This window comes from Variovorax terrae (genome assembly GCF_022809125.1).
GTDB lineage: Bacteria > Pseudomonadota > Gammaproteobacteria > Burkholderiales > Burkholderiaceae_C > Variovorax_A > Variovorax_A terrae.
Map to the genome: position 1 here is coordinate 2,529,436 of NZ_JALGBI010000001.1, position 21,661 is coordinate 2,551,096.

General features: G+C 66.4%; 20 protein-coding genes and 1 pseudogene. 3 read left to right on the top strand and 18 right to left on the bottom strand.

Features of this window, described 5'->3' with window-relative positions:
* Positions 1-9 precede the first annotated feature (9 nt).
* From MMF98_RS11905 to MMF98_RS11975, 15 genes and pseudogenes are all read right to left on the bottom strand, one after another.
* Positions 10-966, bottom strand: coding sequence for a type II secretion system F family protein (locus tag MMF98_RS11905; protein WP_243306486.1), 957 nt, complete (start codon positions 964-966; stop codon positions 10-12).
* Positions 959-2,272, bottom strand: a complete 1,314-nt coding sequence (locus tag MMF98_RS11910; protein ID WP_243307382.1) for a TadA family conjugal transfer-associated ATPase — start codon at positions 2,270-2,272, stop codon at positions 959-961. Before MMF98_RS11910 ends, MMF98_RS11905 begins: the two co-directional genes overlap by 8 nt.
* Positions 2,256-3,539, bottom strand: a complete 1,284-nt coding sequence (locus tag MMF98_RS11915) for a CpaE/TadZ family protein (RefSeq protein WP_243306487.1) — start codon at positions 3,537-3,539, stop codon at positions 2,256-2,258. Before MMF98_RS11915 ends, MMF98_RS11910 begins: the two co-directional genes overlap by 17 nt.
* Positions 3,540-3,545: 6 nt before the next feature.
* Positions 3,546-4,895: a type II and III secretion system protein family protein gene (locus tag MMF98_RS11920; protein WP_243306488.1), complete on the bottom strand. Its 1,350-nt coding sequence runs from the start codon at positions 4,893-4,895 to the stop codon at positions 3,546-3,548.
* 32 nt (positions 4,896-4,927) lie between these two features.
* Positions 4,928-5,869, bottom strand: coding sequence for a Flp pilus assembly protein CpaB (gene cpaB, locus MMF98_RS11925; RefSeq protein ID WP_243306489.1), 942 nt, complete (start codon positions 5,867-5,869; stop codon positions 4,928-4,930).
* Positions 5,870-5,919: 50 nt separating this feature from the next.
* Positions 5,920-6,456: pseudogene (locus MMF98_RS11930) on the bottom strand (TadE/TadG family type IV pilus assembly protein).
* A 182-nt stretch (positions 6,457-6,638) separates the two neighbouring features.
* Positions 6,639-7,181, bottom strand: coding sequence for an A24 family peptidase (locus MMF98_RS11935; RefSeq protein WP_243307384.1), 543 nt, complete (start codon positions 7,179-7,181; stop codon positions 6,639-6,641).
* Between the two features lie 49 nt (positions 7,182-7,230).
* Positions 7,231-7,410, bottom strand: a complete 180-nt coding sequence (locus tag MMF98_RS11940; protein WP_243306490.1) for a Flp family type IVb pilin — start codon at positions 7,408-7,410, stop codon at positions 7,231-7,233.
* 245 nt (positions 7,411-7,655) lie between these two features.
* A complete protein-coding gene (locus MMF98_RS11945) occupies positions 7,656-9,338 on the bottom strand; it encodes a ShlB/FhaC/HecB family hemolysin secretion/activation protein (RefSeq protein WP_243306491.1) in 1,683 nt (560 codons plus the stop codon).
* A gap of 15 nt (positions 9,339-9,353) precedes the next feature.
* Positions 9,354-10,874, bottom strand: a complete 1,521-nt coding sequence (locus MMF98_RS11950; RefSeq protein ID WP_423837620.1) for a collagen-like triple helix repeat-containing protein — start codon at positions 10,872-10,874, stop codon at positions 9,354-9,356.
* 230 nt (positions 10,875-11,104) lie between these two features.
* Complete coding sequence (locus MMF98_RS11955; RefSeq protein WP_423837595.1) at positions 11,105-12,532, bottom strand: CoA transferase; 1,428 nt, start codon at positions 12,530-12,532, stop codon at positions 11,105-11,107.
* Entirely contained in the window at positions 12,525-14,030 is a 1,506-nt protein-coding gene (gene mctP, locus MMF98_RS11960) for a monocarboxylate uptake permease MctP (protein WP_279343673.1), read from the bottom strand. The genes MMF98_RS11955 and mctP overlap by 8 nt, the downstream gene beginning before the upstream one ends.
* The gene (locus MMF98_RS11965) at positions 14,030-14,218 is read right to left on the bottom strand and encodes a DUF3311 domain-containing protein (protein ID WP_243306495.1); all 189 of its coding nucleotides are present in this window, start codon (positions 14,216-14,218) and stop codon (positions 14,030-14,032) included. The genes mctP and MMF98_RS11965 overlap by 1 nt, the downstream gene beginning before the upstream one ends.
* Before the next feature lie 166 nt (positions 14,219-14,384).
* Positions 14,385-15,020 (bottom strand): 3-oxoacid CoA-transferase subunit B, encoded by a 636-nt coding sequence (locus MMF98_RS11970; RefSeq protein WP_243306496.1) that lies wholly within the window; start codon positions 15,018-15,020, stop codon positions 14,385-14,387.
* A 4-nt stretch (positions 15,021-15,024) separates the two neighbouring features.
* A complete protein-coding gene (locus MMF98_RS11975; protein ID WP_243306497.1) occupies positions 15,025-15,732 on the bottom strand; it encodes a CoA transferase subunit A in 708 nt (235 codons plus the stop codon).
* A 76-nt stretch (positions 15,733-15,808) separates the two neighbouring features.
* On the opposite strand from MMF98_RS11975, the gene MMF98_RS11980 reads away from it, so the two are divergent.
* Positions 15,809-16,363, top strand: a complete 555-nt coding sequence (locus MMF98_RS11980; protein ID WP_243306498.1) for a LuxR C-terminal-related transcriptional regulator — start codon at positions 15,809-15,811, stop codon at positions 16,361-16,363.
* A gap of 97 nt (positions 16,364-16,460) precedes the next feature.
* Here the strand turns inward: MMF98_RS11980 and MMF98_RS11985 are convergent, their stop codons facing one another.
* On the bottom strand, positions 16,461-16,850 hold the full coding sequence (locus MMF98_RS11985) for a carboxymuconolactone decarboxylase family protein (protein WP_243306499.1): 390 nt from the start codon (positions 16,848-16,850) through the stop codon (positions 16,461-16,463).
* Positions 16,851-17,026: 176 nt separating this feature from the next.
* A complete protein-coding gene (gene katG, locus MMF98_RS11990; RefSeq protein ID WP_243306500.1) occupies positions 17,027-19,210 on the bottom strand; it encodes a catalase/peroxidase HPI in 2,184 nt (727 codons plus the stop codon).
* Positions 19,211-19,415: 205 nt separating this feature from the next.
* Between katG and MMF98_RS11995 the strand changes: the two genes are divergently transcribed.
* On the top strand, positions 19,416-20,012 hold the full coding sequence (locus MMF98_RS11995) for a peroxidase-related enzyme (RefSeq protein ID WP_243306501.1): 597 nt from the start codon (positions 19,416-19,418) through the stop codon (positions 20,010-20,012).
* A gap of 77 nt (positions 20,013-20,089) precedes the next feature.
* On the opposite strand, the gene MMF98_RS12000 is transcribed toward MMF98_RS11995, so the two are convergent.
* Positions 20,090-20,725: a TetR/AcrR family transcriptional regulator gene (locus tag MMF98_RS12000; protein ID WP_243306502.1), complete on the bottom strand. Its 636-nt coding sequence runs from the start codon at positions 20,723-20,725 to the stop codon at positions 20,090-20,092.
* 97 nt (positions 20,726-20,822) lie between these two features.
* Here MMF98_RS12000 and MMF98_RS12005 point away from each other — a divergent pair, with 97 nt between their 5' ends.
* Positions 20,823-21,653, top strand: coding sequence for a metal-dependent hydrolase (locus MMF98_RS12005; RefSeq protein WP_243306503.1), 831 nt, complete (start codon positions 20,823-20,825; stop codon positions 21,651-21,653).
* Positions 21,654-21,661 lie beyond the last annotated feature (8 nt).

Sequence of the window (21,661 nt, forward strand, 5' to 3'; positions counted from 1 at the left end):
GTTTGCCGCCTAGATCGAGCGAGCCAGCCGGTACAGGCAGAAAGCACCAAAGACCTGCAAGCCCAGGGCACCGAAAAGCAAGGTTCGCCCGGACTCGTCATTCCACATCCGGGTGAAATACGCCGCGTTGATCATGATGATGGCCCCACCCACGGCCACAGGAAGGAGCCCCAGAATCCAGGCCGACAGACGGGTCTCCGACGACAGCGCCACGAGTTCATGGGCGGCCTGCTCGCTGTCGCGCATGAAGTTGGCCATCCGCTCGAGCAGGACGTCCGCACGGCCGCCATAGCGCACGCTCAAGCCGAGCACGGCGGCCAGTAGATGCAGCTCCTCGACGCGAACATTGCGAGCCACCTGCAGCAGCGCGGGCTCCAGATCGACCCCGGCTTTCACCAGGAGGCTGACGTTGTCCAGGTACCCGCGCAAGGGGATCTTCGTTCCCGGCACGGCGATCTGGAATGCGGCATGCGTTGAATGGCCGATGTTGATCAGACGCACCATGGAATCCAGGAATCCGGGCAGTTGGCTGATCAGCTTCTCGCGCCGCTTCTGAATGCGAAACCACAAGCTGAATACGGAGAAGACCAGAAGGAGCACCAGCATCGCCAAGCCCGCCACCCAGCCCACGGACAAGACAGTCAACAGCACCGCGATCAACTCCAGCGACACCCACGCCACCAGGGTCTGCAGGCTGGCAGCGCCCAGGAACCATGCTGGCACGGCCCAGGCGATCCGGGCAGGCGCCGCCGGCATCGCTTCGCTATCGGCAGCCGGTCCCGCGCCGGCCACATCCCCGTCGGCCCATGCAGGTTCGCGAGGCCGCACCTCTGCCGCGAGCCGCCGGTCGAGATGGCGCTCGACGATCCGCCCTTCCTGGCGCCGGACCGTCCACAGCCAGCCTGACAAGCCCGCCGCCACCAGCAGCAGCGCCACGCTGCCCAACGCCAGCGTGGCGCTAGACATGGCCGCTCCCATTGAGTTTCTGCAAGGCCTGGCGGAACTTGGCGAGCTTGGGCGAATGAGGCGTGATGCCAAGAGAAACCCAGCGGTCGCGCTCTTCGCCGTTCGGCCCCACGCCCGGCTCATAGCGATACAGCTCCTGCATGGCCACCATGCTGTCGTTGAGCCCCGTCACCTCCGTGACGGAAAGAATGCGCCTCTGCCCATTGGAGAGCCGGCCGATTTGCAGAATGAAGTCCACCGCATTGGCGATCTGGCGCCGCAAGCTGACTTCGCTGCCCTGGTAGCCGGCAAATCCCGCCAGCATCTCAAGGCGGTACAGGCACTCCCGGGGCGAACTCGCGTGGATGGTGCCCATGGAGCCATCGTGCCCCGTGTTCATCGCCTGCATCATCTCGAGCACCTCGCCGCCTCGCACCTCGCCCACGATGATGCGGTCGGGGCGCATGCGCAAGCTGTTCCGCAGCAAATCGCGGATCGCCACGACACCCGTGGAGTCAAATCCGCCGGGGCGGCTTTCGAGCCGGACCACGTGCGGGTGGTTCAAGGACAGTTCGGCCGTGTCCTCGATGGTCACCACGCGTTCGCTTTCAGGAATGAAGGTTGCCAGCGCATTGAGCAGCGAGGTTTTCCCGGAGCTCGTGCCTCCGCTGACCAGGATGTTGCACCGGCCTTTGACGGCAAACTCCAGTAGCTGTGAAATGGTGGCGTCGAAGGTGCCGAGCTGCACCAGCTCCGCGGGACTCAGTGGATCGCGCCTGAATTTCCGGATCGAAACGGCGGGGCCGTCAATCGCCAGGGGTTCGATCACGACGTTGATGCGCCCGCCATCGGGCAGCCGGGCATCCACCATGGGGTTGGACTCATCGAGCCGCCGGCCGATGGGTGCCAGGATGCGGCGCACGATGCGCAGCAGGTGCTCATCGTCCGAGAAGCGCAGGGAGACGCGCTGCAGCACCCCGCGCCGGGACACGTAGACATGCTTGTAGCCATTGATCAGGATGTCCTCGACCGCAGGATCCTGCAACAGATCCTCGATCGGGCCGAATCCCGACAGCTCCTTGGTCAGCGCTTCGCCGATCAGCCGGGTTTCGCTGTCATTGATGGGGATGCGCTGCAGGCGCACGAAGCTGTCCAGCTCCAGGTCGACGAACTGCCGGATTGCCGTGCGGGACCATCGCCCGAACTCAGCCCCCAGTTCCTCGATCCTGCTCAGCAGGTGCTCATGTGCCCAGGCCTTGATGTCCTGGAACTGCTGCGAGTCCAGGAAGGCCTGGTTGTCATCGGCAAACTCAACCTCGCTGGACATTGCTTCCCCCCATCCATTTACCGGCGAACCGCGACAACTGCTGCGCCCAGCGCGCACCGGCAGCCCCATGGGCGGCCGCGGCGCTTCCGTGCAGCAGGGATTTCACCAAGCCCTCGACGGCCTGCACATACGGATCGCTGCGGGTCATGTTGGCCAGCATTTCCCCGCGGCTGGCGGCTGTCAGCAACGACGTGCTGCGCGCCGGCAGCACGGCGTCCAGCCCCAGTTCCAATCGGTCCGCAATGTCCCTGGCCTGAATGCCGACACGGGCATCGAATTTGTTGACGACCAATCCCACCTTCTTCGTATCCACGCCGCGCTCGCGCAAGTCGCTCAGCAACTGGGCCGTGGACACAATGGAAGCAATGCCCTGATCGCAGACCACCCACACACGGTCGTCATCCGCACTGCGCAGCACTTGCGCGATGAAGTCCGAATTGGAAAAACCGCCAAGGTCAGCCACCTGGAAATCGAAGAAATCACGCAGTCGCCGGACCAGCGCCACGGAATCACTGTGAGAGATTTCCCGCATCTGGGCCAGATTGGCAGGCAGCGGCAACACGCCGATGCCGCTGGCATGGCGGGTCAACGCGGTTTGCACGAGGGTCTGGTCCAGGCGCTTGAGGTTGCGCACTCCATCGACAAAGCTGAAGTCGCCATGCGCATCCAGATAGAGCATGCCATCGCCACAGGGCAATCCCAGATCGAGCAAGGCGATGTTTCGCTGCTTGCGTCCCTGTTCGAGGTCAGTTCGCTGCAGAAGGATCGCAAGATTGCCTGCCAGCGTGCTCACCCCCAGACCCGCGCGCCCTCCCAGCAGAGTCACCAGGCGCCCTTTGGAGGACGGCTTCTGGCTGCGCCTCTCGGCCAGCAGATGCAGGAAAAGAACCACGTCCTCATGGGCGGAAGCCATGTCCAGAAAATCGTCCACCCCGGCCCGCAAGGCCGACAAGGTTGCGGCGGGCTCCGTCACCCAGCCCGTGCCCAGCACCGGCAGGTGGGCGTACACCCGCCGGACTGCCTGAGCCAGTTCGGCCGCCGGCACCGATTGGGTTGAAGAGAAATCCAGCAGCACAACGGCAGGGTTGAAGGCTGCAATGCGCTCGATCAACCTCGGCGCATTCATGGCCACCGACTCCACCACGCCTCTGTCACCCAACGCCTCGGACAGCCACTGGCTGTGCCCTATCGCGTCGGACGCAAAGAGGTAGGCGGGCACGCTCTTCTCGATGGCGGGGTCATGCCGGGCGTTCATGGTCGGGTCCATCCCTTGTCAGTCCGAAAACCCGGGCAAGGCATCTCTGGACGCCGCACCGGCAAGATAGGATTGCCAGACGGCGCCTTCCCTCTGCTCCGAACGGCCGGGCAGCAGCGGCTGGAGGTCGGTCGCCTTGGCGATCGGCTTCACAAGATGCGGTGTGACCACGATCACCAGTTCCCGCTCGTTCTGCTGGTAGTGCTGCCGCTTGAAAAACGCGCCCAGGACCGGGATGTCGCCCAGCATGGGAATTTTGTCGAGGTCCGACACTGTGGTCCGGCTCACCAGGCCCCCGATCACGAAGCTCTCGCCATCGCCGAGCTCCACCATCGTGTCGGCACGGCGCGTGGTGATGGCGGGCACCGACACACCGTTCAGGGTCACCGCGTTGCTGAAATCCAGGTCACTGGCTTCCGGCGCCACCTTGAGCGCGATACGGTCGTTGGACAGCACCGTGGGTGTCAGCATGAGCCCGATGCCAAAGGGCTTGTACTGGATGCTCACCGTCCCAAAGGCCTGGGGCACAGGCACCGGGATTTCGCCTCCTGCCAGGAAACTGGCACTCTGGCCCGACAGCGCGACCAGTGTCGGCTCCGCCAGAACGCGCGCCAGGCCGTTGCCTTCCAGAATGCCCAGATTGGTCACGATGCCGCTGCGGCTGGAACTGAGCACGAGGTTGAAGGCCTGTGTCAACGGGCTCGCGCCCGTGAAGGCGATCGGGTCGAGCGACCCTCCGCCTGTCATGCTCTTGAGCCCGCCGGGGGCAAATGCTCCAAAGCCAAAGCCATTGCGATTGGTGAAGATGTTGAAACCGGCCTCCTTGAGCACGCTCTTGCTGAACTCGACCACTTTCACATCGACCTGCACCGTGTTGCTTTTCACGGCGACCGTCGATCGGTCCACCAGCACCGGCTTGCCCGCTGCTTCGTTGGCCACGCCGGCAATCCGGTTGTGGCTGGCCATATCGGGCAGCACGCCATCGATCACCACCGTCTTGCCATACGCATCGACGCGCGACTTGGCATCGGCGCCCAGCAGCGAAGCGCTGGCGGCACCGGACACCTGGACGTCGTAGCTGATGGCTGTTTTCTGGCCTTTGGGCCAGATCATCAGCGTGGTGCGGCCAGGCGCTTTTCCGACCACCAGTACACGGGCATCGCCTGCGCTCTTGCCGGCCTTCATGATCACCGTATCGGCCACGGCAGGGTCTCCAATGGCCAGGCGATCCAGCCCTTTCTCCCAGACCAGCTCCTGCTGCGCCCCCACGGTCAGCGCAAGCTGATGCGCCTCGGCCGCCGCGGCCGGCGGCACCGCAGTCCCCAGCAACACCAAGAAGGGCCACACATGAAGGAGCTTTGAATTCATTTGAAATCCCTGTTGCCTGTTGTTCGTCAATCTCAGTACGTCAAGACTTCCTGCTTGCTGCCGCGGATCACCTCGACGGTCGTGGCGACGGCGCCCTGCCCGGCGGCCTTGGCGACACGCTGCGGCGCGCTGCCCTTTGGCGGCACCGCCGCGGGCCGGCCTCCACGCGTCACCAGATCGGCCAGCGCCGTGCCGGCCAGCGCGCGATCTTCTTTGGAGAGGTCCGACTTGCCGAGCCTGGAGGCCTGCACCATCGCAACGGGCAAGGGTGTGAACAGGCTGGGGTCGGGCACGGCCGCATCCTTGGGGTTGCGCAAAGCCAGCAGCAGGCGACCATTGGCATCGCCCAATGCGAGCTGGTTGATTTCGTCGACGGGCACCGCCAGCACGGCGGTGCGGGGCACGGCCGTGGCATTGCCGCCTTGCGAGGACGCCGCCGACATGCTGTCCACCGAGGCAACCCCATAGGCAAGCACCCGCTTTCGGGCAAGAAGCAGACGCGACTGGCTGCGATCGATCTCGCCGTTGTCACGCTTGAGCAGAAAAAAGACATCCACGTAGTCGCCCGGTCGGATCTTGTTGCCCACACCGACCACTTCATCCACCTTGATGGCAACGGCGCGCTCGCCTTCGTCAACTTTCTCCGCCAGCCCCGTGGCCAGTTGCTGCGCTGAAATCGGAGTGCCTGCACCCACATCAATTACTGGAACCTTGCCGACCACCGCCCCCGCGTCCCGAAACGTATCCGAAGACTGAATGGGCAACTGCTCCACCCGCACGTCCTCCACCCGGATGGGTTGTCCTGCGGGCAGCGATTTGACAGCGATCACCACTGCATGCACGGATGCCGAGCTCCCGGACACGACAGCCGGTGGCGGCGCAGCGGGGGCACGACTCAGGACCCAGGCATACGCGCCCAGCAAGACGCCAATCACCACCAGCAAGACCGCAATGATCTTCGTGAAATTCAGCATGGCACTCACTCCCCTGCAGCATCAACGCATGCGATTTTTTTCATACAGCCTCAGGTCGGGCTGACCTGCACCACCGCTCGCCCCACCAGACGCCCCGGCGTGGGAAGCTTCAGGAAGTTGCCGAACAGATGCGGCACCAGCGGGTGGCCGTCATAGTCGTAGTTCACCGTCACGGTGACGCACGTCAAAACGACGCCACCGCTGGTGTAGGTGCAGTTTCCACTGGACGCATAGACGCCGGGGCTGCTGGCATCGGAGTTGCAGGCGGCACTCGTGCCCAGCCCCTTCATGCCCCGCAGCCATGCCAGCGGAGCACTCGCCACATCGCAGGCGGTTGCAACGCGCTGGGGCAGCGTGTTTTACCAGCGAACCGCCGCGCGGCCGCCCTCTGCCGCCGCCAGCGTCAACGTCTGCTGCGCGGCAAAGATCAGCCCATAGGTCACTATGGCGTAAAAAATGATGAAGAAAGCCGGGAAGATCAGCGCGAACTCAATCGCAGTCGCGCCCCGCTGCCGGCGCCGTATACACGAGTTCACCCCCAAGAGCCTGCGCGCAGTCTCCGAGGGCCTTTTGTACTTTTGCCTCATGCCCACCTCCGCTTGTCACCAGCAACCACTTCACGCAAAAACTGCCCGCGCCCGGAACGATCACCCTGTCTGCCCTTGCAGATCTTCAACCTGGGTGATGTCGGCCCTGAATTGCCTAATCTCGTTCCTGGGCCCCGAACCCGGGCCCACACCTTCCACCAACTCCTAGCCCTGGCCTCAACCTACGGCCCTACCGCCATGATCGCCAGGGCGGCGATCGCCAGATACGCTGCATACGGGATCTGACGCTGACGAGATCTCGTCAAGAATCCACCGGGCGGGTGCCCCTCGGCGTGCGGCTCATCTGCAGCATCCGCCCTTGACCGCGCACCCGGAAACGCAATGCTCATGGCCCCGCCCCATTTCCATCGATGGACCGCAAGCCAGACCAACGCATGCATCCCGGCCAGCAGGCTTCCCAGCACCCAGATGGGCAGCAGAGGCTGCCACCCGAACCACAGGCCTGCAACACAAGCAAACTTCACGTCGCCCGCCCCCATCACACCGGTTGCGTAAAACGGCAGCAGCACGGCGAAGCCCACGGCCCCGCCGAGCAGGGCCTGCAGAAAAGTGATGTGGAAGGGCGAACCCCCGACAGCCAGCGCGAGCATTGCGCAAGCGGCACCTGACAGCACCAACCCATTGGGAACGCGCCGCATACGGCAATCCCAAACAATCGCCATCAGGAGCCACGCGAGCAATAGGTGGCTCGACCCGAACCCCATGGGATTCAAGTTTGCGCTTCAGTGCTGGACTGGCAGGGCTCTGGCCGCTTCAGGGTGTGCCTGCGGCCGTAATGGCTGTCGCGATCTTGGTAAAGATGACCGCCAGATAGGTCCCGATATTGGTGAGCGAGGTGAGCAATCCGACTGCAATCAAACCGGCAATCAAGCCGTATTCGATGGCGGTGGCGCCTTCTTCATCGCGCAGGAAACGAACAACAGACTCTTTCATGATTACCTCCAGGAAAAACCTTAATCACAAAAATACAGAGACTTTGCTTGCACTCTCTTTGTCAGACAGAGAGATTCATTTCTGTCAATTTTTATCTTTATGTATCACCGACGAATTCATCCTAGCAGCATAGATACGCACAGAAAAGGTCTGAAACACCTGAAATTCGTTGTAAACACGCCAAACATACTCAACAATTTCTCATTTTGAAACACTTTTACACAGCCTTAACAAACGGTCCGAATTCAAGGCGGATTCAGCTGGTAATTCAGGCTCGCATTCCAGCGGAGATGGCGTGCCGGATTCTCGATGGGCAGTTCACCCGTGGGCTTGGCCAGCGACAGATCGAGGCTGTAGTAGCGCTGATCTGAAAGCCGCGCACCGAAGGCCACGGAATTGAGCCGCGCCGGCACCGGCGTGCCCTGCTTGTTGTAGACGCGAGCGGATTCCAGCAGGACGTAGGGCTGGATCTGCTTGAGAGGGCCGATCTCCCAGGCATAGCGGCGATTCAGCTCGAACCCCACGCCCCATCCGGAGTCCCCTGAGGTTTCGCCAGGCGCATAGCCGCGTGCCCATCTCAGGCCCCCGAACGAAACCCGCTCGGTGGTGGGCAGTGCATTCGGGCTGTACTGCAATGCCATCGACAGCACCGTTCCGATGCGCGCCGGCCAACTGTCGCTCTGGCTGCCCTGGAACAGCACGCGTGTGAAGTCCAGGTCCACGGGGTTCGTCACCATCAACCCCGGCACATTGGTGCTCGCGCGTGCCAGCGCTCCCGCGGCATCCAGGCCCCGGACCAGCATCACGCTCAGGCGACGCGCGCGGTCGGGCTGCGACAGCGTGTAGCTGAGCTGGCCGAACACGGCGCGCACGCGGGTGTCGTACGCCACCGCAGCCGCCGTGACAGGGTTGGCGTAGTCGTCGGTGTAGTTGACGCCGTACGCGCCGGCACTGGCCACCATGCTCATGGTTTTGGACAAGGCCAGCGGGTAGCTGGCAGACCATTCGAGCCGGTCGTTCGTCACCTTGCGGCGGGTTCCTGTGTCGAGGTTGAACTGCGCGTCGGGATTGCCCTGGTAGTGCGAGGCATCGATCTTGAAACTCAGCCCCTCGCTGCCCACCCATTGCGAATACTGGAACGCGTAGTACTCTTCTTCGCTGAGCGTGGAGGCCATGGCAGACGCCCGCAACTGGCTGCCCGCCGCCAGCGGGTTGTTCAGAATCCCCGTGACCAGGGCGCGCGGCTTCGACTGGTACGAATCGAGCCCGACCGACACCGAATACGGCTTGCTGCTCACCTTGAGCGTCAGCACCGTGGCGCCGTCGGTGTTCACCGGCAGTGGCGCGCTGGCCTGGATCGACAGGCCAGGCAACTGGCCCAGCAACTGGATATACCGATCGAAGGTCTGCTGCCTGAGCGGCTTGTCCTGGCGGATGTGCTCGGCCATGTCGCGGATCTTCGGCCTGGCCCGGCCCGCCTCTCCCTCGATGCGCACCTCGGACACATGCCCTTCCACGGCGATGATGCGCACCACCCCATCCTTGAAATCCTGCTGGGGGATAAAGCAGAACGACAGGGCGTAGCCACGCTGCTGATAGAGCTGGGTCACCTCCTGGGCCACGTCCAGCAGGCGTCCGATGGTGATGCTTTGCCCAGCCAGCGGGGCAAAGCGTCCCGCGACATCGTCGAACGGAATCGACTGCACCCCCTCGACGTCAAAGCGGCTGGGGGTGATGACCCCGTTGCGCAAGGCCTGAAAAGGCGAAGGCGGTGGCACAACTTCCGTTGCGACACCGCCTTGTCGAGGCTCCTGTGCTCTGGGCAGCGTGTCCAGCGGGTTGCCCGAACCGGCCTGAGCCCGTGCGGGCGGCGTGACCGCCGTGCCCATGACCGCGAAGAAAAACAGCAACGTCAGGGCACGCAGCATCGGCTCATTCCTCCCTCAAGGTTTCACCCCTCCCAGAAGGCCGCCGACCAATTGGGTGACAGGTGCCAGCACATTGTTAGTGCCGCCCGTGCCACCCGTCAAGCCGCCGGTGACCCCACCCACCAGCCCGGTCACGGGGGCCAGCACATTGCCACCTGCGCTGCCGCCGGTCAGCCCGCCCACCAGGCCCGTCACCGGCGACAGTGCACCGCCACCCGTACCACCGGTCAGGCCTCCGACCAGCCCAGTCACAGGAGCCAGCACGTTGCCGCCCGTGTTGCCGCCGGTCAGGCCACCCACCAGACCCGTCACCGGCGATAGTACGCCGCCGCCCGTGCCACCGGTGAGGCCGCCGATCAGCCCGGTCACGGGAGCGAGCACATTGCCGCCCGTGTTACCGCCGGTCAGACCGCCCACCAGGCCCGTCACCGGCGACAGCACGCCACCGCCCGTGCCACCGGTGAGGCCACCGATCAGCCCGGTCACCGGGGCGAGCAGATTGCCGCCTGCATTGCCACCGGTCAGACCGCCCACCAGGCCCGTCACCGGCGCCAGCACGCCGCCGCTCGCCTGGCCGCCCAGCAACCCGGTCACGGGCACCAGCAGGCCGCCACCGGGAGAGGCAACGCGGTCAGGCAGGTACACCACGCCCCCCAGCAAGGCCACGCTGGCGCCGGTGTTGTCGACGACGTGCCCGACCTCGGAGATCACGGGCGTCTTGCCATTGCCCGCGACCTGAACGCCAATCTGCTGCACGGTACCGCCCACGATGCCCAGCAGGTTGCTGACGGGTTGGCCCAGGCCCGTGGCATGGCCCACATCCTGCGTCGTCCGCAGCGTGTAGGTGGCCAGCGGCGTGATCAGCGAACTGGCCGAGCGCGTGACCTGCTTCACCGGCCCCGTCGTCAGTTGCGTGCCCAGTTGGGTGCCCACCTGGCTGACGGCCGCACCCACCTGATCCACCAGCCCGCCGACCGGCCCCGTCACGGGGGCCAGCGGCTGGAGGGCCGATGCGCCACCGAGCCCGCTCACGGTTTCGCCCAGGCTGGACACCGCCTTGCCGGCGTGCACCACCACGCCCCCCAGACTGCCCGCCGTCGTCCCGACGGGATCGTCGGTCTTGCCCAGTTGCCCCAGCCCCTGGGTCAGGCCGCCGCCGAGCGCGTCGACGGCCTTGCCCGTGTTCACGAAGACGCCCTTGAGACCGTCGCTGGTTTGCGTTCCCAGGGCGCTGGGCAGCGCGCGCGAAATTTCCGTGCCGAGGCTGCCGACCGCCGAACCCAGCGTGCTGGTCGAATCGCCCGTTTTCTGAATGATGTCTGCGATCGGCGTCGTTGCGATGGTCCCGCCACCCCCATTGCCTCCGCCATTGCTGCCACCTCCACCGCCCGTGCCACCGCCGCTGCCACCGGCGTCGCCTCCGCCCAGGTTGAGCGATCCATCGCTGGCACAGCCCCCCAGCACGCACAAGGCCGCAACGCTGCCTGCCAGCAGGGCGCGAGTCAGAACCGATTGTTTCCAGTTAGCTTTGCTCATCATGACCTCCATTGAATTGACACAGAAAACATGAAATGAGCAACATGCGTGCCGATGCCGGCGCGCCCTGCCAGCCAACCTCCCCGTCGGCTGCAAGCTGTTGATTTGAAATGGAAATTCAGAAAACTGGCGTACCCTCGACGCCGGGCCGCAGCGTCATTTGCTACGGGGCGTTACGTAACGCCGCGAACGAGCAGCCGTAACACCGCAACACGCGCCGGGCCTGCCGGTCAGGGCCAGGCGGGCGCGTGGGTGCCCGGCGGCATCGACGGCCGCAGCCATCGCGCGGGCGACCTCGACAGCACCACGCTGTGCCGCGTGGCCACCAGTTCGCCAAACCCGGAAGCCGAGGTTTCGAGATAGGGAGCCGCCTCAGGCCAGGCCACGGCGAAGCCATGTTCGACGCGGCCCAGTTCCCGGATCCAGCGCCCCGTCTGTGCCAGCGACAGCCGCGCGTGCCAGCTCCCGCCTTCCAGCCGCTGGCGGCGCAGGGCGGCCGCGACCGCGAAGGCCATCAGGTAGCCGGTCGCGTAATCGAGGATCTGAATGGGCAGCGCCCTGGGCTCTGCCATGCCGGCAGCCTGCGCTTCGGCCAGGTTGAATCCCGTGGCGGTCTGCACCAGCGAGTCGAAGCCGCGCCGGGCCCGCCAGGGCCCCTGCTCGCCATAGGCCGAGAGGGAGACATAGACGATGCCCGGCCGCAGCGCCGCCACAGCCTGCGGGCCGAAGCCCAGCGCATCGAGGCCGCCGGGCCGATAGCCCTGGACGAAGACATGGGCCTCCTCCAGCAGGCGCGCCAGGTCGGCACAGCCCTGCGGCGTGCGCAGGTCGATGTGGGTGGACAGCTTGCCGCGGCTGGTGTCGGCGATCGATTCGATATTGGGCAGCTGCGGCGCATTGACCAGCATCACGTCAGCGCCATAGCCCGCCAGGGTCCGGCCGCACACCGGCCCGGCCAGAATGCGCGTGAGGTCCAGCACGCGCAGGCCCGACAGCGGGAGCGAGTCCGCGCCCAGTGCCGGCAGTGCCCGCGGCGCGGCTTCGCCGATGCGCTCCAGCGTGAACAGCGGCTGCGCGGCCACGGCCTGCCCCTGGGGATGGGCATCCCATTGCTCGAAGCTGCGCAGGGCCGTCGCCACCAGGCCGGCCTGGGCCGCGGCATCTTCAAAATCTTCGGCGCGCCATCCGAGCATCGCGTGCTCGGCATCGCCGCGCTGCGCGGTGGAGGGGTTCAGGCCCAGCAGGCGCAAGGCGCCGTCACGGTGGTGCGCGAAATTGGCATGGATGCGGACCCAGCCGTCCCGGCTGCGGTACAGGCCCGAGAAGGGATCCCACTTGGCGGGCACGCGCCCATCGAGGCTGAACCAGCCGACGCACTCGAGCGCGGCCTGCCGCATGTCCACGCTGACTTGCTGACGCGCCACGCCGCGCGCGTGGCCCAGCTCGCAGGCGGCCAGCGCCGCAGCCGCCATCGTGGCCTGCGCGGCCGCGCCCACGGCAAAGGAAGACGGCAGGACCGGATCGGCCCCGCTCAACTGCACCTGGCCCAGCGCGTCCGGCGGCAACTGCGCGGCCTGCCACAGGCCCTGCAGGACCGCGCGGGCCTCCAGCGCACCCGCGGCATGCCGGTCCGGTGCGGCCACCCGCCCCTCAGGCATGCACCCGCGGGGCGGCACCCCGTCCGGCCGACAACACGGCCTGCGCCACCAGCGCGACAACCACGTTCAGCAGCAAGGCGACCAGGCCGGTGTACAAGGCATAGGAGTGGCCGCCGAGAACAAAGGTGTGCACCGGCTTGATGCCGTCGGCATAGGCCAGCAGCGTGCCGGCCAGCATGCCCATGGCCCAGCCCAGCAGCAGGGCCGGCGCGCGGAAGAGGCGGAAGAACAGGCCCAGCACCACCGACGGGAACGTCTGCAGGATCCAGACGCCGCCCAGCAGTTGCAAATCCAGCGCGTACTGCGTGGGAATGAACAGGATGAATACCAGCGCGCCGAACTTCACCACCAGCGAGGCGATCTTGGCCACCCTGGCCTGGCCTTCAGGCGACAGCTCGGGGTTCACGTAAGCCTTCCAGAAGTTGCGCGTGAACAGGTTGGCCGCGCCGATCGACATCACCGCCGCCGGCACCAGGGCGCCGATGGCGATGGCCGCGAACGCGAAGCCGCTGAACCAGTCCGGAAACAGCGCGGCGAACAGGCCCGGCACGACATCGTTGGGGGTTTTGACCACCAGATGCGCGGCGTGGGCCATGTAGCCCAGCAGGGCGATCAGCCCCAGCAGCAGCGTATAGGCCGGCAGGAACACGGCGTTCCTGCGGATGGTGTCGGCGCTTCTGGCGGCAAAGATGCCGGTCAGCGTGTGCGGGTACATGAAGGCCGCCAGGGCCGAGCCCAGCGCCAGGCTGGCATAGGGCAGCATCTGCTGCGGCTGCAGGATCAGGCCCGTGGCGCCGCCCTTGGCCGCGAAGGCATCGCCGGCCGCCTGGAACACGGCGCCGTAGCCGCCCAGCCGGGCCGGCACCAGCACCACCGCGACCAGCACCACGATGTAGATCATCAGGTCCTTCACAAAGGCAATCAGCGCCGGCGCGCGCAGGCCGGCCGAGTAGGTGTAGAGCGCCAGGATGACGAAGGCCGCCGCCAGCGGCAGTTCGCCCGACAGGCCCAGCGCCTTGATCACCACCTCCATCCCAACGAGCTGCAGCGCGATGTAGGGCATGGTGGCCACCACGCCCGTCAGCGCCACGGCCAGCTCCAGTGTGCGCGAGCCGTAGTGGCCATAGACCACATCGGCGGCCGTCACGTGCCCGGCCTCGCGCGCCCGGGTCCACAGCCGCGGCATGATGGCGAAGACGATGGGGTACACCACGATGGTGTAGGGCAATGCAAAGAAGCCATAGGCGCCCACGGCGTACACCAGCGCCGGCACCGCGATCACCGTGTAGGCCGTGTAGAAATCGCCGCCCACCAGGAACCAGGTGATCCAGGCGCCGAAGCGGCGGCCTCCCAGGCCCCACTCGTCCAGGTGCTGGCCGGGCCCGGGCGACGCGGGGCCGCGCTGCCAGCGCGACGCCACGAAGCCCATTACCGTCACCAGCGCAAAGAAGAACACGAACACCGCCAGCGCGGTCCAGTGGATGCGGGAGTCGGCCATCATTCCTCCTCCTCGTCGTCAGGCGCCCGGTAGTGGCGGTACACCACCCAGGTCAGCAGCGCCGTCACGAACACCCAGGCCAGCTGGTACCAGTAGAAGAAGGGGAAGCCGAACAAGGCGGGCTGCGCGTGGTTGTAGAACGGCACGTACAGCAGGCCGGCAAACGGCAGCAGAAGAAGCACCCACATATGTTGTCTTTCTTCATAGGGGGATGCAGAAAACTATACGCCTCGGGCCGGCGATGTGCAGCGGCCGGCATTCCCCGTTTTGCCCGCAGGGATATGGGCCGGCGCTACGGGCCGGGGCCGCGCAGCGCCCTGTCCAGGCATTGGCCGGCGTTCTCGCCGGCCTTCGTCAGAGCAGCTTGACGCCGGTCTTGGACTGCAGGAACTCCTGCGTCACCCCGGGTGCCAACTCGACCAGCTTCAGGCCCTGCGGCGTGACGTCGAGCACGGCCAAGTCGGTGATGATGCGGTCGACCACGCCCACGCCGGTCAGCGGCAGCGTGCACTTGGGCAGGATCTTCAAGTCCTCGGTGCCGTCCTTTTTCTTCGCGACATGCTCCATCAGCACGATCACGCGCTTGACGCCGGCCACCAGGTCCATGGCGCCGCCCATGCCCTTGACCATCTTGCCCGGGATCATCCAGTTGGCCAGGTCGCCGTGCTCGCTGACCTGCATGGCGCCGAGGATGGACAGGTTGATCTTGCCGCCGCGGATCATCGCGAAGCTGTCATGGCTGCCGAAGATCGACGAGCCCTTGATGGTGGTGACGGTCTGCTTGCCGGCGTTGATGAGGTCGGCGTCGACCTGGTCTTCCGTCGGGAACGGGCCGATGCCCAGCATGCCGTTCTCGCTTTGCAGCCAGACCTCCTTGTCGCCGGTGAAATTGGCCACCAGCGTGGGAATGCCGATGCCGAGGTTGACGTAGAAGCCGTCTTCGAGTTCCTGCGCGGCGCGCGCCGCCATTTGGTCTTGCGTCCAGGGCATGATGTCAGGCTCCTTGTTTTTCAGTGATCGTGCGCTTCTCGATGCGCTTCTCGGGCGTGGCGTTGAGCACCAGGCGGTGCACGTAGATGCCCGGCAGATGGATGTCGTCGGGCGCGAGTTCGCCGACTTCGACGATCTTCTCCACCTCGACCACGCAGACCTTCCCGGCCATGGCCACGGCGGGGTTGAAGTTGCGCGCGGTGAGGTTGAAGCGCAGGTTGCCGGATGTATCGGCCACGGCCGCCTTGACCAGCGCCACGTCGGGCACCAGCGAACGTTCCATCACATAGGTCTCGCCGTCGAAGTCACGCAGCTCCTTGCCTTCGGCCACCTGGGTGCCGACGCCGGTCTTGGTGAAGAACGCCGGGATGCCCGCGCCGCCGGCGCGCAGCTTCTCGGCCAGCGTGCCCTGCGGCGTGAACTCCAGCTCGAGTTCGCCCGCGAGGTACTGGCGCTCGAACTCCTTGTTCTCGCCCACGTAGCTCGAAATCATCTTCTTGATCTGGCGCGTCTCCAGCAGCTTGCCGAGGCCGAAGCCGTCGACGCCCGCGTTGTTGGAAATCACGGTCAGGTTCTTCGCGCCGCTGTCGCGCAGCGCGTCGATCAGGGCCTCGGGGATGCCGCACAGGCCGAAGCCGCCGACCGCCAGCAACTGGCCATCCTGGACGACGCCCTTGAGGGCCTCGGCGGCGGAGGGGGAAAGTTTGTTCACAAAGGTCTCCTCTGGAAATTCAGAACGTTACGATACTACCTAGGAGCATACGTAGTTTTTCGTAAAGGTTAGCCCCATGGAAGTGGATTACCGTCTCGCGTTCGACCTCGCCCCGGTGGGGCTGGTGCTGTCGCGCAACCGCGCCATTGTGGACTGCAATCAGCGTTTGTGCGAGATGTTCGGCGCCTCGCGCGAGGCACTGGTGGGCCAGTCGTTCCAGGTGCTGTACCCGAGCGTGGACGAGTACGAGCGCACCGGCGCGCGCATCGCGCCCATCATGAACGCCAAGGGCCACTACGCCGACGACCGCATCATGAAGCGCGTGGACGGCCGCTTCAAGGGCGAAACCTTCTGGTGCCACGTGACCGGCCGCGCGCTCAACCGCGCCGCGCCGCACGAGGCCGGCATCTGGAGCTTCGAGGACCTGAGCTCGCGCCGCCCGGTGAAGGCCGAGCTCACCGCGCGCGAGCGCGAGGTGGCGGCCCACCTGATGGACGGCCTGACCTCCAAGGAGATCGGCAAGGTGCTGGCCATCAGCCACCGCACGGTGGAGATCTACCGCGCGCGGCTGATGCGCAAGTACAAGGCCAGCACCACGGCCGACCTCGTGCACAAGCTGATGGCGGGCTGAGCGGGCGTGGCGTCACATTTCGGATGCTACGTTTTCCATAGCAGCCAATGACCGCCCGACGCGGACATCGGGCCATTTTCACTGAAAATTTTTGGATTCAGGCCGGTTTGCCGGCATCCACCACCTCGGCCGCGGTGCGAAAGGCATCGACGGCCGCCGGCAGGCCGCAGTAGATGCTCGCGTGCAGCAGCACTTCCTGGATTTCCTGCGGCGTGGCGCCGTTGTTGAGTGCGCCGCGCACATGGCCCTTGAGCTCGTGCTGCTTGCCCAGGGCGGCGAGGAAGGCCACCGTGACGAGGCTGCGGGTCTTGAGGTCCAGCCCCGGGCGCTGCCAGACGTCGCCCCAGGCGTTGCGCGTGATGTAGTGCTGGATCGGCAGCGTGAACTCGGTGGCGCCGGCGAATGCCTTGGCCACGAAGTCCTCGCCCATCACCTGCTTGCGGGTGGCCAGGCCCTGGTCGAAGTCCTTGTCGGGAGGCGGGGTCATGCGGTTCTCCATGAAAAAACCACCGCATGGTAGCCGCACGCCTCCCGCCGCAGGCATCGCCCGCGTGCTCAGCCCACGTAGCCGTGCGCCAGGTTCGCCAGCACCACCACCAGGCCGGTGCCGGAGATAGCCAGGCCCACGGCGGTCCTGATGCGCTTCATGAGGTCCCTCCTCTCTCAGGCCAGATCGAAGCGATCCAGGTTCATGACCTTGGTCCAGGCCGCCACGAAGTCGTCGGCGAACTTCTGCTTCGCGTCGGCGCTGCCATAGACCTCGGCCAGCGCCCGCAATTGCGAGTGGGAGCCGAAGATCAGGTCCACGCGGGTGCCGGTCCATTGCACCTTGCCGGTCTTGCGGTCGCGCCCTTCGAACACCTCCGGCGCATCGCCGGTTGCCGGGAGCGGCTGCCACACCGTGCCCATGTCGAGCAGGTGCAGGAAGAAGTCGTTGGTCAGCGCGCCGGGCGTGCGCGTGAACACGCCGTGCGGTGAGCCGTCCACGTTGGCGCCGAGCACGCGCAGGCCGCCCACCAGCACCGTCATCTCGGGCGCGCTCAGGGTCAGCAGCTGCGCCTTGTCCACCAGCAGCGCCTCGGCGGGCACGGTGTAGCGGCGCGGCAGGTAGTTGCGAAAGCCATCGGCGGCCGGTTCGAGCACCGCGAAAGACGCCACGTCGGTCTGCGCCTGCGAGGCATCGGTGCGGCCCGGTGCGAACGGCACGCTGGCTTCGACGCCGGCCTGCTTCGCCGCCTGCTCGACCGCGGCGCCGCCGGCCAGCACGATCAGGTCGGCCAGCGAGATCTTCCGGCCGCCGCCGGCCGCGCCGTTGAACTCGGCCTGGATGCCTTCGAGCGCCTTGAGCACGGTGGCCAGCCGGGCCGGCTGGTTGGCCGCCCAGTCCTTCTGCGGTGCCAGGCGGATGCGGGCACCGTTGGCGCCGCCGCGCTTGTCGGAGCCGCGGAAGGTGGAGGCCGAGGCCCAGGCGGTCGAGACCAGCTCGGCCACCGACAGGCCCGAGGCCAGCACCCTGGCCTTGAGCGCGGCCACGTCCTTCGCATCGACCAGCGGGTGGCCGGCCGCGGGAACGGGGTCCTGCCACAGCAGCTCTTCGGCCGGCACCTCGGGGCCGAGGTAGCGCGCGCGCGGGCCCATGTCGCGGTGCGTGAGCTTGAACCAGGCGCGCGCGAAGGCGTCGGCAAACTGGTCGGGGTGCTCCATGAAGCGGCGCGAGATCTTCTCGTAGGCCGGGTCGAAGCGCAGCGACAGGTCGGTGGTCAGCATGGTCGGCACATGCTTTTTCGCGGGGTCGTGGGCGTCCGGAATCGTGGCGCCGGCGCCCTTGGCCACCCACTGGTGCGCGCCGGCCGGGCTCTTGCTCAGTTCCCATTCGTAGCCGAACAGGTTCCAGAAGAAGTTGGTGCTCCAGCGGGTCGGCGTGGTGGTCCAGGTGACCTCCAGGCCGCTGGAGATGGTGTCCCCGCCCCGGCCGGTGCCGAAGCTGTTCTTCCAGCCCAGGCCCTGCTGCTCGATCGGCGCGGCCTCCGGCTCGGGGCCCACGTGCGACACGGGGCCGGCGCCATGGGTCTTGCCGAAGGTGTGGCCGCCGGCGATCAGCGCGACGGTCTCCTCGTCGTCCATCGCCATGCGCGCGAAGGTCTCGCGGATGTCGCGGGCCGCCGCCAGCGGGTCCGGCTGGCCGTTCGGGCCTTCCGGGTTGACGTAGATCAGGCCCATTTGCACGGCGGCCAGCGGGTTCTGCAGGTCGCGGTCGCCGGCGTAGCGCTGGTCGTCGAGCCACTTCTTCTCGTTGCCCCAGTAGACGTCTTCGTCCGGCTCCCAGACGTCTGCGCGGCCGCCGCCGAAACCGAAGGTCTGGAAGCCCATCGACTCCAGCGCGACGTTGCCGGTGAGGATGATCAGGTCCGCCCAGGAAATCTTCTTGCCGTATTTCTGCTTGATCGGCCAGAGCAGCCGGCGCGCCTTGTCCAGGCTCACGTTGTCGGGCCAGCTATTGAGCGGCGCGAAGCGCTGCTGGCCGCGGCCGGCGCCGCCGCGGCCGTCGCCAGTGCGGTAGGTGCCCGCACTGTGCCAGGCCATGCGGATGAAGAAGGGGCCGTAGTGGCCGAAGTCGGCCAGCCACCAGTCCTGCGAATCGGTCATCAGCGCCCGCAGGTCCTGCTTGAGCGCGGCGAAATCGAGGCTCTTGAACGCCTGCGCATAGTTGAAGCCCTGGCCCATCGGGTCGGACAGGGAAGAATGCTGGTGCAGCAGGCCGAGCTTGAGCTGCTGGGGCCACCAGTCCTGGTTCGAGGTGCCGCCGCCGGCCGTGGGATGGAAGGGGCACTTGGCTTCGCTGGTCATGGGAGTCTCCTGGTGACAGAAAGGAAGGACAGAGGCCCCATGCTAGGCACTGCGGGCAAATCGGTAAAGACAATCAGATATATCCCTCCGATAGTTTTTATATTCCACACCCCCGAGGGCCCGGCCGCCGCGCCTATGATGGAGACACCGGCCGTGCGCCGCCTGCGCATGCCCGCCCGCTTCATCCCATCCAGGAGATCTGCCCGTGTCCCAGCGCTACCCCGCCCCCGAACTGAACGACCTGCCCGACGACATCCGCGCCAAGATCCTCGAGGTGCAGGAGAAGTCCGGCTTCATCCCCAACGTGTTCATCGCGCTGGCGCGCCGGCCGGCCGAGTGGCGCGCCTTCTTCGCCTACCACGACGCGCTGATGGCGCCCGAGACCGCGGGCCGCGACAGCGGCCTCAGCAAGGGCGACCGCGAGATGATCGTCACCACCACCAGCGCAGCCAACCAGTGCCTGTACTGCGTGGTGGCGCACGGCGCCATCCTGCGCATCCACGAGAAGAAGCCGCTGGTGGCCGACCAGGTGGCCGTCAACTACCGCAAGGCCGACATCACGCCGCGCCAGCGCGCCATGCTCGACTTCGCGATGAAGGTCTGCCTGCGCTCGCACGAGATCGGCGAGGACGACTTCGCGCCGCTGCACGCGCACGGCTTCTCCGACGAGGACATCTGGGACATCGCCGCCATCACCGCGTTCTTCGGCCTGTCCAACCGCATCGCCTCGTTCAGCAGCATGCTGCCCAACCCCGAGTTCTACCTGATGGGCCGCGTGCCCAGGGCCAAGCCGGCGGCCTGAGCAGCGCCCGGCCGCTCCTGTTTCAATAGCATGAAACAACCACGGGACGAGGACCTTGGCCGGTTTTCATTCAAAAATCAGGCCCGCAGCACGCCCCAGACCATGCGCACCAGCTCGTCCTCGAACTCGGGCGTGCCCAGCAGCGGCGAATCCTCCAGCGAGGCGCTGCGGATCGTGCCCATGACGGCGCGCGTGGCCACGAACATCATGGCCGGCGTGGGCGCGCGCACGCCCGGGTCGTTGAGCTGGCCGAGCGCGAACGCATTGCGCTCGCCCGCCTCGCGCAGCGCCTGCGTCACGTTGTCGTGATGGTCCATGCGCCAGGCCAGCCGGATCATGGCGCGCCGGTGCTTCGGCCCGCTGCCGAACGATTCCACCAGTTGGTGCACCAGCTCGCGCACCACGGCCTGCGGGTCGCGCCGCTGTTGCACCGCCTGGCTCAGCAGGGCCTGCAGCCGCTCCATCACGCGGCGGCGCTCGCGCCCGATCATGGCCAGCAGGATGGCTTCCTTGCTCGGAAAGTACTGGTACAGCGTGCCGATCGAGAACCCGGCCTTGCGCGCCACCTTGTTGGTGGTCAGCGCCGCCTCGCCCTCGTCTTCCACAATCTGAGCCGTGGCCTGGAACAGGGCCTCGATGGTGCGCTGCGCGCGCTCCTGCGTGGGCAGTTTGCGCATGCTGTCAGAGGGCGGGCTCGGGGCGGCGTTCTTCATGGCGGACGAGGAGTGAAAACTGAGCGATAAGCGAGTTGCGGGCCAGGCCGCAGAACTGAATAATGCTCATAAAACGGCTTCGCATCAAGGCTTTTCCATGACCCAGCTCCCCATCCGCAAACTCGAGGTCGACCTGTCCGGCGGCTTTGCACGCCACTGGCATGGCGGCGACCCGTTCCGCAGCCAGTACTACAACGCGCTATCGATGAGCTTTCCGGTGGGCGAGCAGTTCTTCATCGACTCGGTGCGCGCGGCCCTCAAGCTGCTGCCCGAGACCGAGGCCCACGCGCCGCTGCGCGCCACGATCCAGGGCTTCATCGGCCAGGAGGCCACGCACCGCCACATCCACGGCCTGTACAACGCGCAGTTGGAAAAACAGGGCCTGGTCAACCGCTGGCAGCACTGGGCCAGCTGGCGCATCGCCAAGACGCGCGGCTTCCACCCGCTGCACGACCTGGCCGTGACCTGCGCCTACGAGCACTGCACCGCGGTGTTCGCCGACGGCACGCTGCGCCACGCGAGCTGGTTCGAGGCGGCCGAGCCGCGCATGCGCACGCTGTGGCGCTGGCACGCGGCCGAGGAAACCGAGCACAAGGCCGTGGCCTACGACCTCTACCTGGCCCTGGGCGGCAACCACAGGTGGCGCGTGTGGTGGTACAGCTACGTGCTCGCGGTGTTCGCGTTCGATGCGATGCGCCAGACCGTGCTCAACCTCTGGCGCGACGGCTCGCTGTTCAAGCCCCGCACCTGGTGGGGCGCGGCCACCTTCTTCTTTGGCCGCGACGGCCAGCTCTGGCGCTGCACCGGGCCGCTGCTGGCCTACTACCGCCGCGGCTTCCACCCCGACCAGGACGGCGACCGCGCGCTGGCCGAGCGCTGGCTGGCCGCCAACGCCGACAGCTTCCGCGTGGTGCGCCCCGGCGCCTGAGCGCCACA

Bases quoted from the DNA above. Each gene is read 5' to 3' on its own strand.
- MMF98_RS11955 (WP_423837595.1), bottom strand. From the start codon at position 12,532: ATGCCTGAGGGGCGGGTGGCCGCACCGGACCGGCATGCCGCGGGTGCG.
- MMF98_RS11940 (WP_243306490.1), bottom strand. From the start codon at position 7,410: ATGAAAGAGTCTGTTGTTCGTTTCCTGCGCGATGAAGAAGGCGCCACC.
- katG (WP_243306500.1), bottom strand. From the start codon at position 19,210: ATGACCAGCGAAGCCAAGTGCCCCTTCCATCCCACGGCCGGCGGCGGC.
- MMF98_RS11965 (WP_243306495.1), bottom strand. From the start codon at position 14,218: ATGTGGGTGCTTCTTCTGCTGCCGTTTGCCGGCCTGCTGTACGTGCCG.
- MMF98_RS11945 (WP_243306491.1), bottom strand. From the start codon at position 9,338: ATGCTGCGTGCCCTGACGTTGCTGTTTTTCTTCGCGGTCATGGGCACG.
- cpaB (WP_243306489.1), bottom strand. From the start codon at position 5,869: ATGCTGAATTTCACGAAGATCATTGCGGTCTTGCTGGTGGTGATTGGC.
- MMF98_RS12000 (WP_243306502.1), bottom strand. From the start codon at position 20,725: ATGAAGAACGCCGCCCCGAGCCCGCCCTCTGACAGCATGCGCAAACTG.
- MMF98_RS11985 (WP_243306499.1), bottom strand. From the start codon at position 16,850: ATGACCCCGCCTCCCGACAAGGACTTCGACCAGGGCCTGGCCACCCGC.
- MMF98_RS11980 (WP_243306498.1), top strand. From the start codon at position 15,809: ATGGAAGTGGATTACCGTCTCGCGTTCGACCTCGCCCCGGTGGGGCTG.
- MMF98_RS11970 (WP_243306496.1), bottom strand. From the start codon at position 15,020: ATGCCCTGGACGCAAGACCAAATGGCGGCGCGCGCCGCGCAGGAACTC.
- MMF98_RS12005 (WP_243306503.1), top strand. From the start codon at position 20,823: ATGACCCAGCTCCCCATCCGCAAACTCGAGGTCGACCTGTCCGGCGGC.
- MMF98_RS11905 (WP_243306486.1), bottom strand. From the start codon at position 966: ATGTCTAGCGCCACGCTGGCGTTGGGCAGCGTGGCGCTGCTGCTGGTG.
- MMF98_RS11920 (WP_243306488.1), bottom strand. From the start codon at position 4,895: ATGAATTCAAAGCTCCTTCATGTGTGGCCCTTCTTGGTGTTGCTGGGG.
- MMF98_RS11915 (WP_243306487.1), bottom strand. From the start codon at position 3,539: ATGGACCCGACCATGAACGCCCGGCATGACCCCGCCATCGAGAAGAGC.
- MMF98_RS11910 (WP_243307382.1), bottom strand. From the start codon at position 2,272: ATGTCCAGCGAGGTTGAGTTTGCCGATGACAACCAGGCCTTCCTGGAC.
- MMF98_RS11950 (WP_423837620.1), bottom strand. From the start codon at position 10,874: ATGAGCAAAGCTAACTGGAAACAATCGGTTCTGACTCGCGCCCTGCTG.
- mctP (WP_279343673.1), bottom strand. From the start codon at position 14,030: ATGGCCGACTCCCGCATCCACTGGACCGCGCTGGCGGTGTTCGTGTTC.
- MMF98_RS11935 (WP_243307384.1), bottom strand. From the start codon at position 7,181: ATGGGGTTCGGGTCGAGCCACCTATTGCTCGCGTGGCTCCTGATGGCG.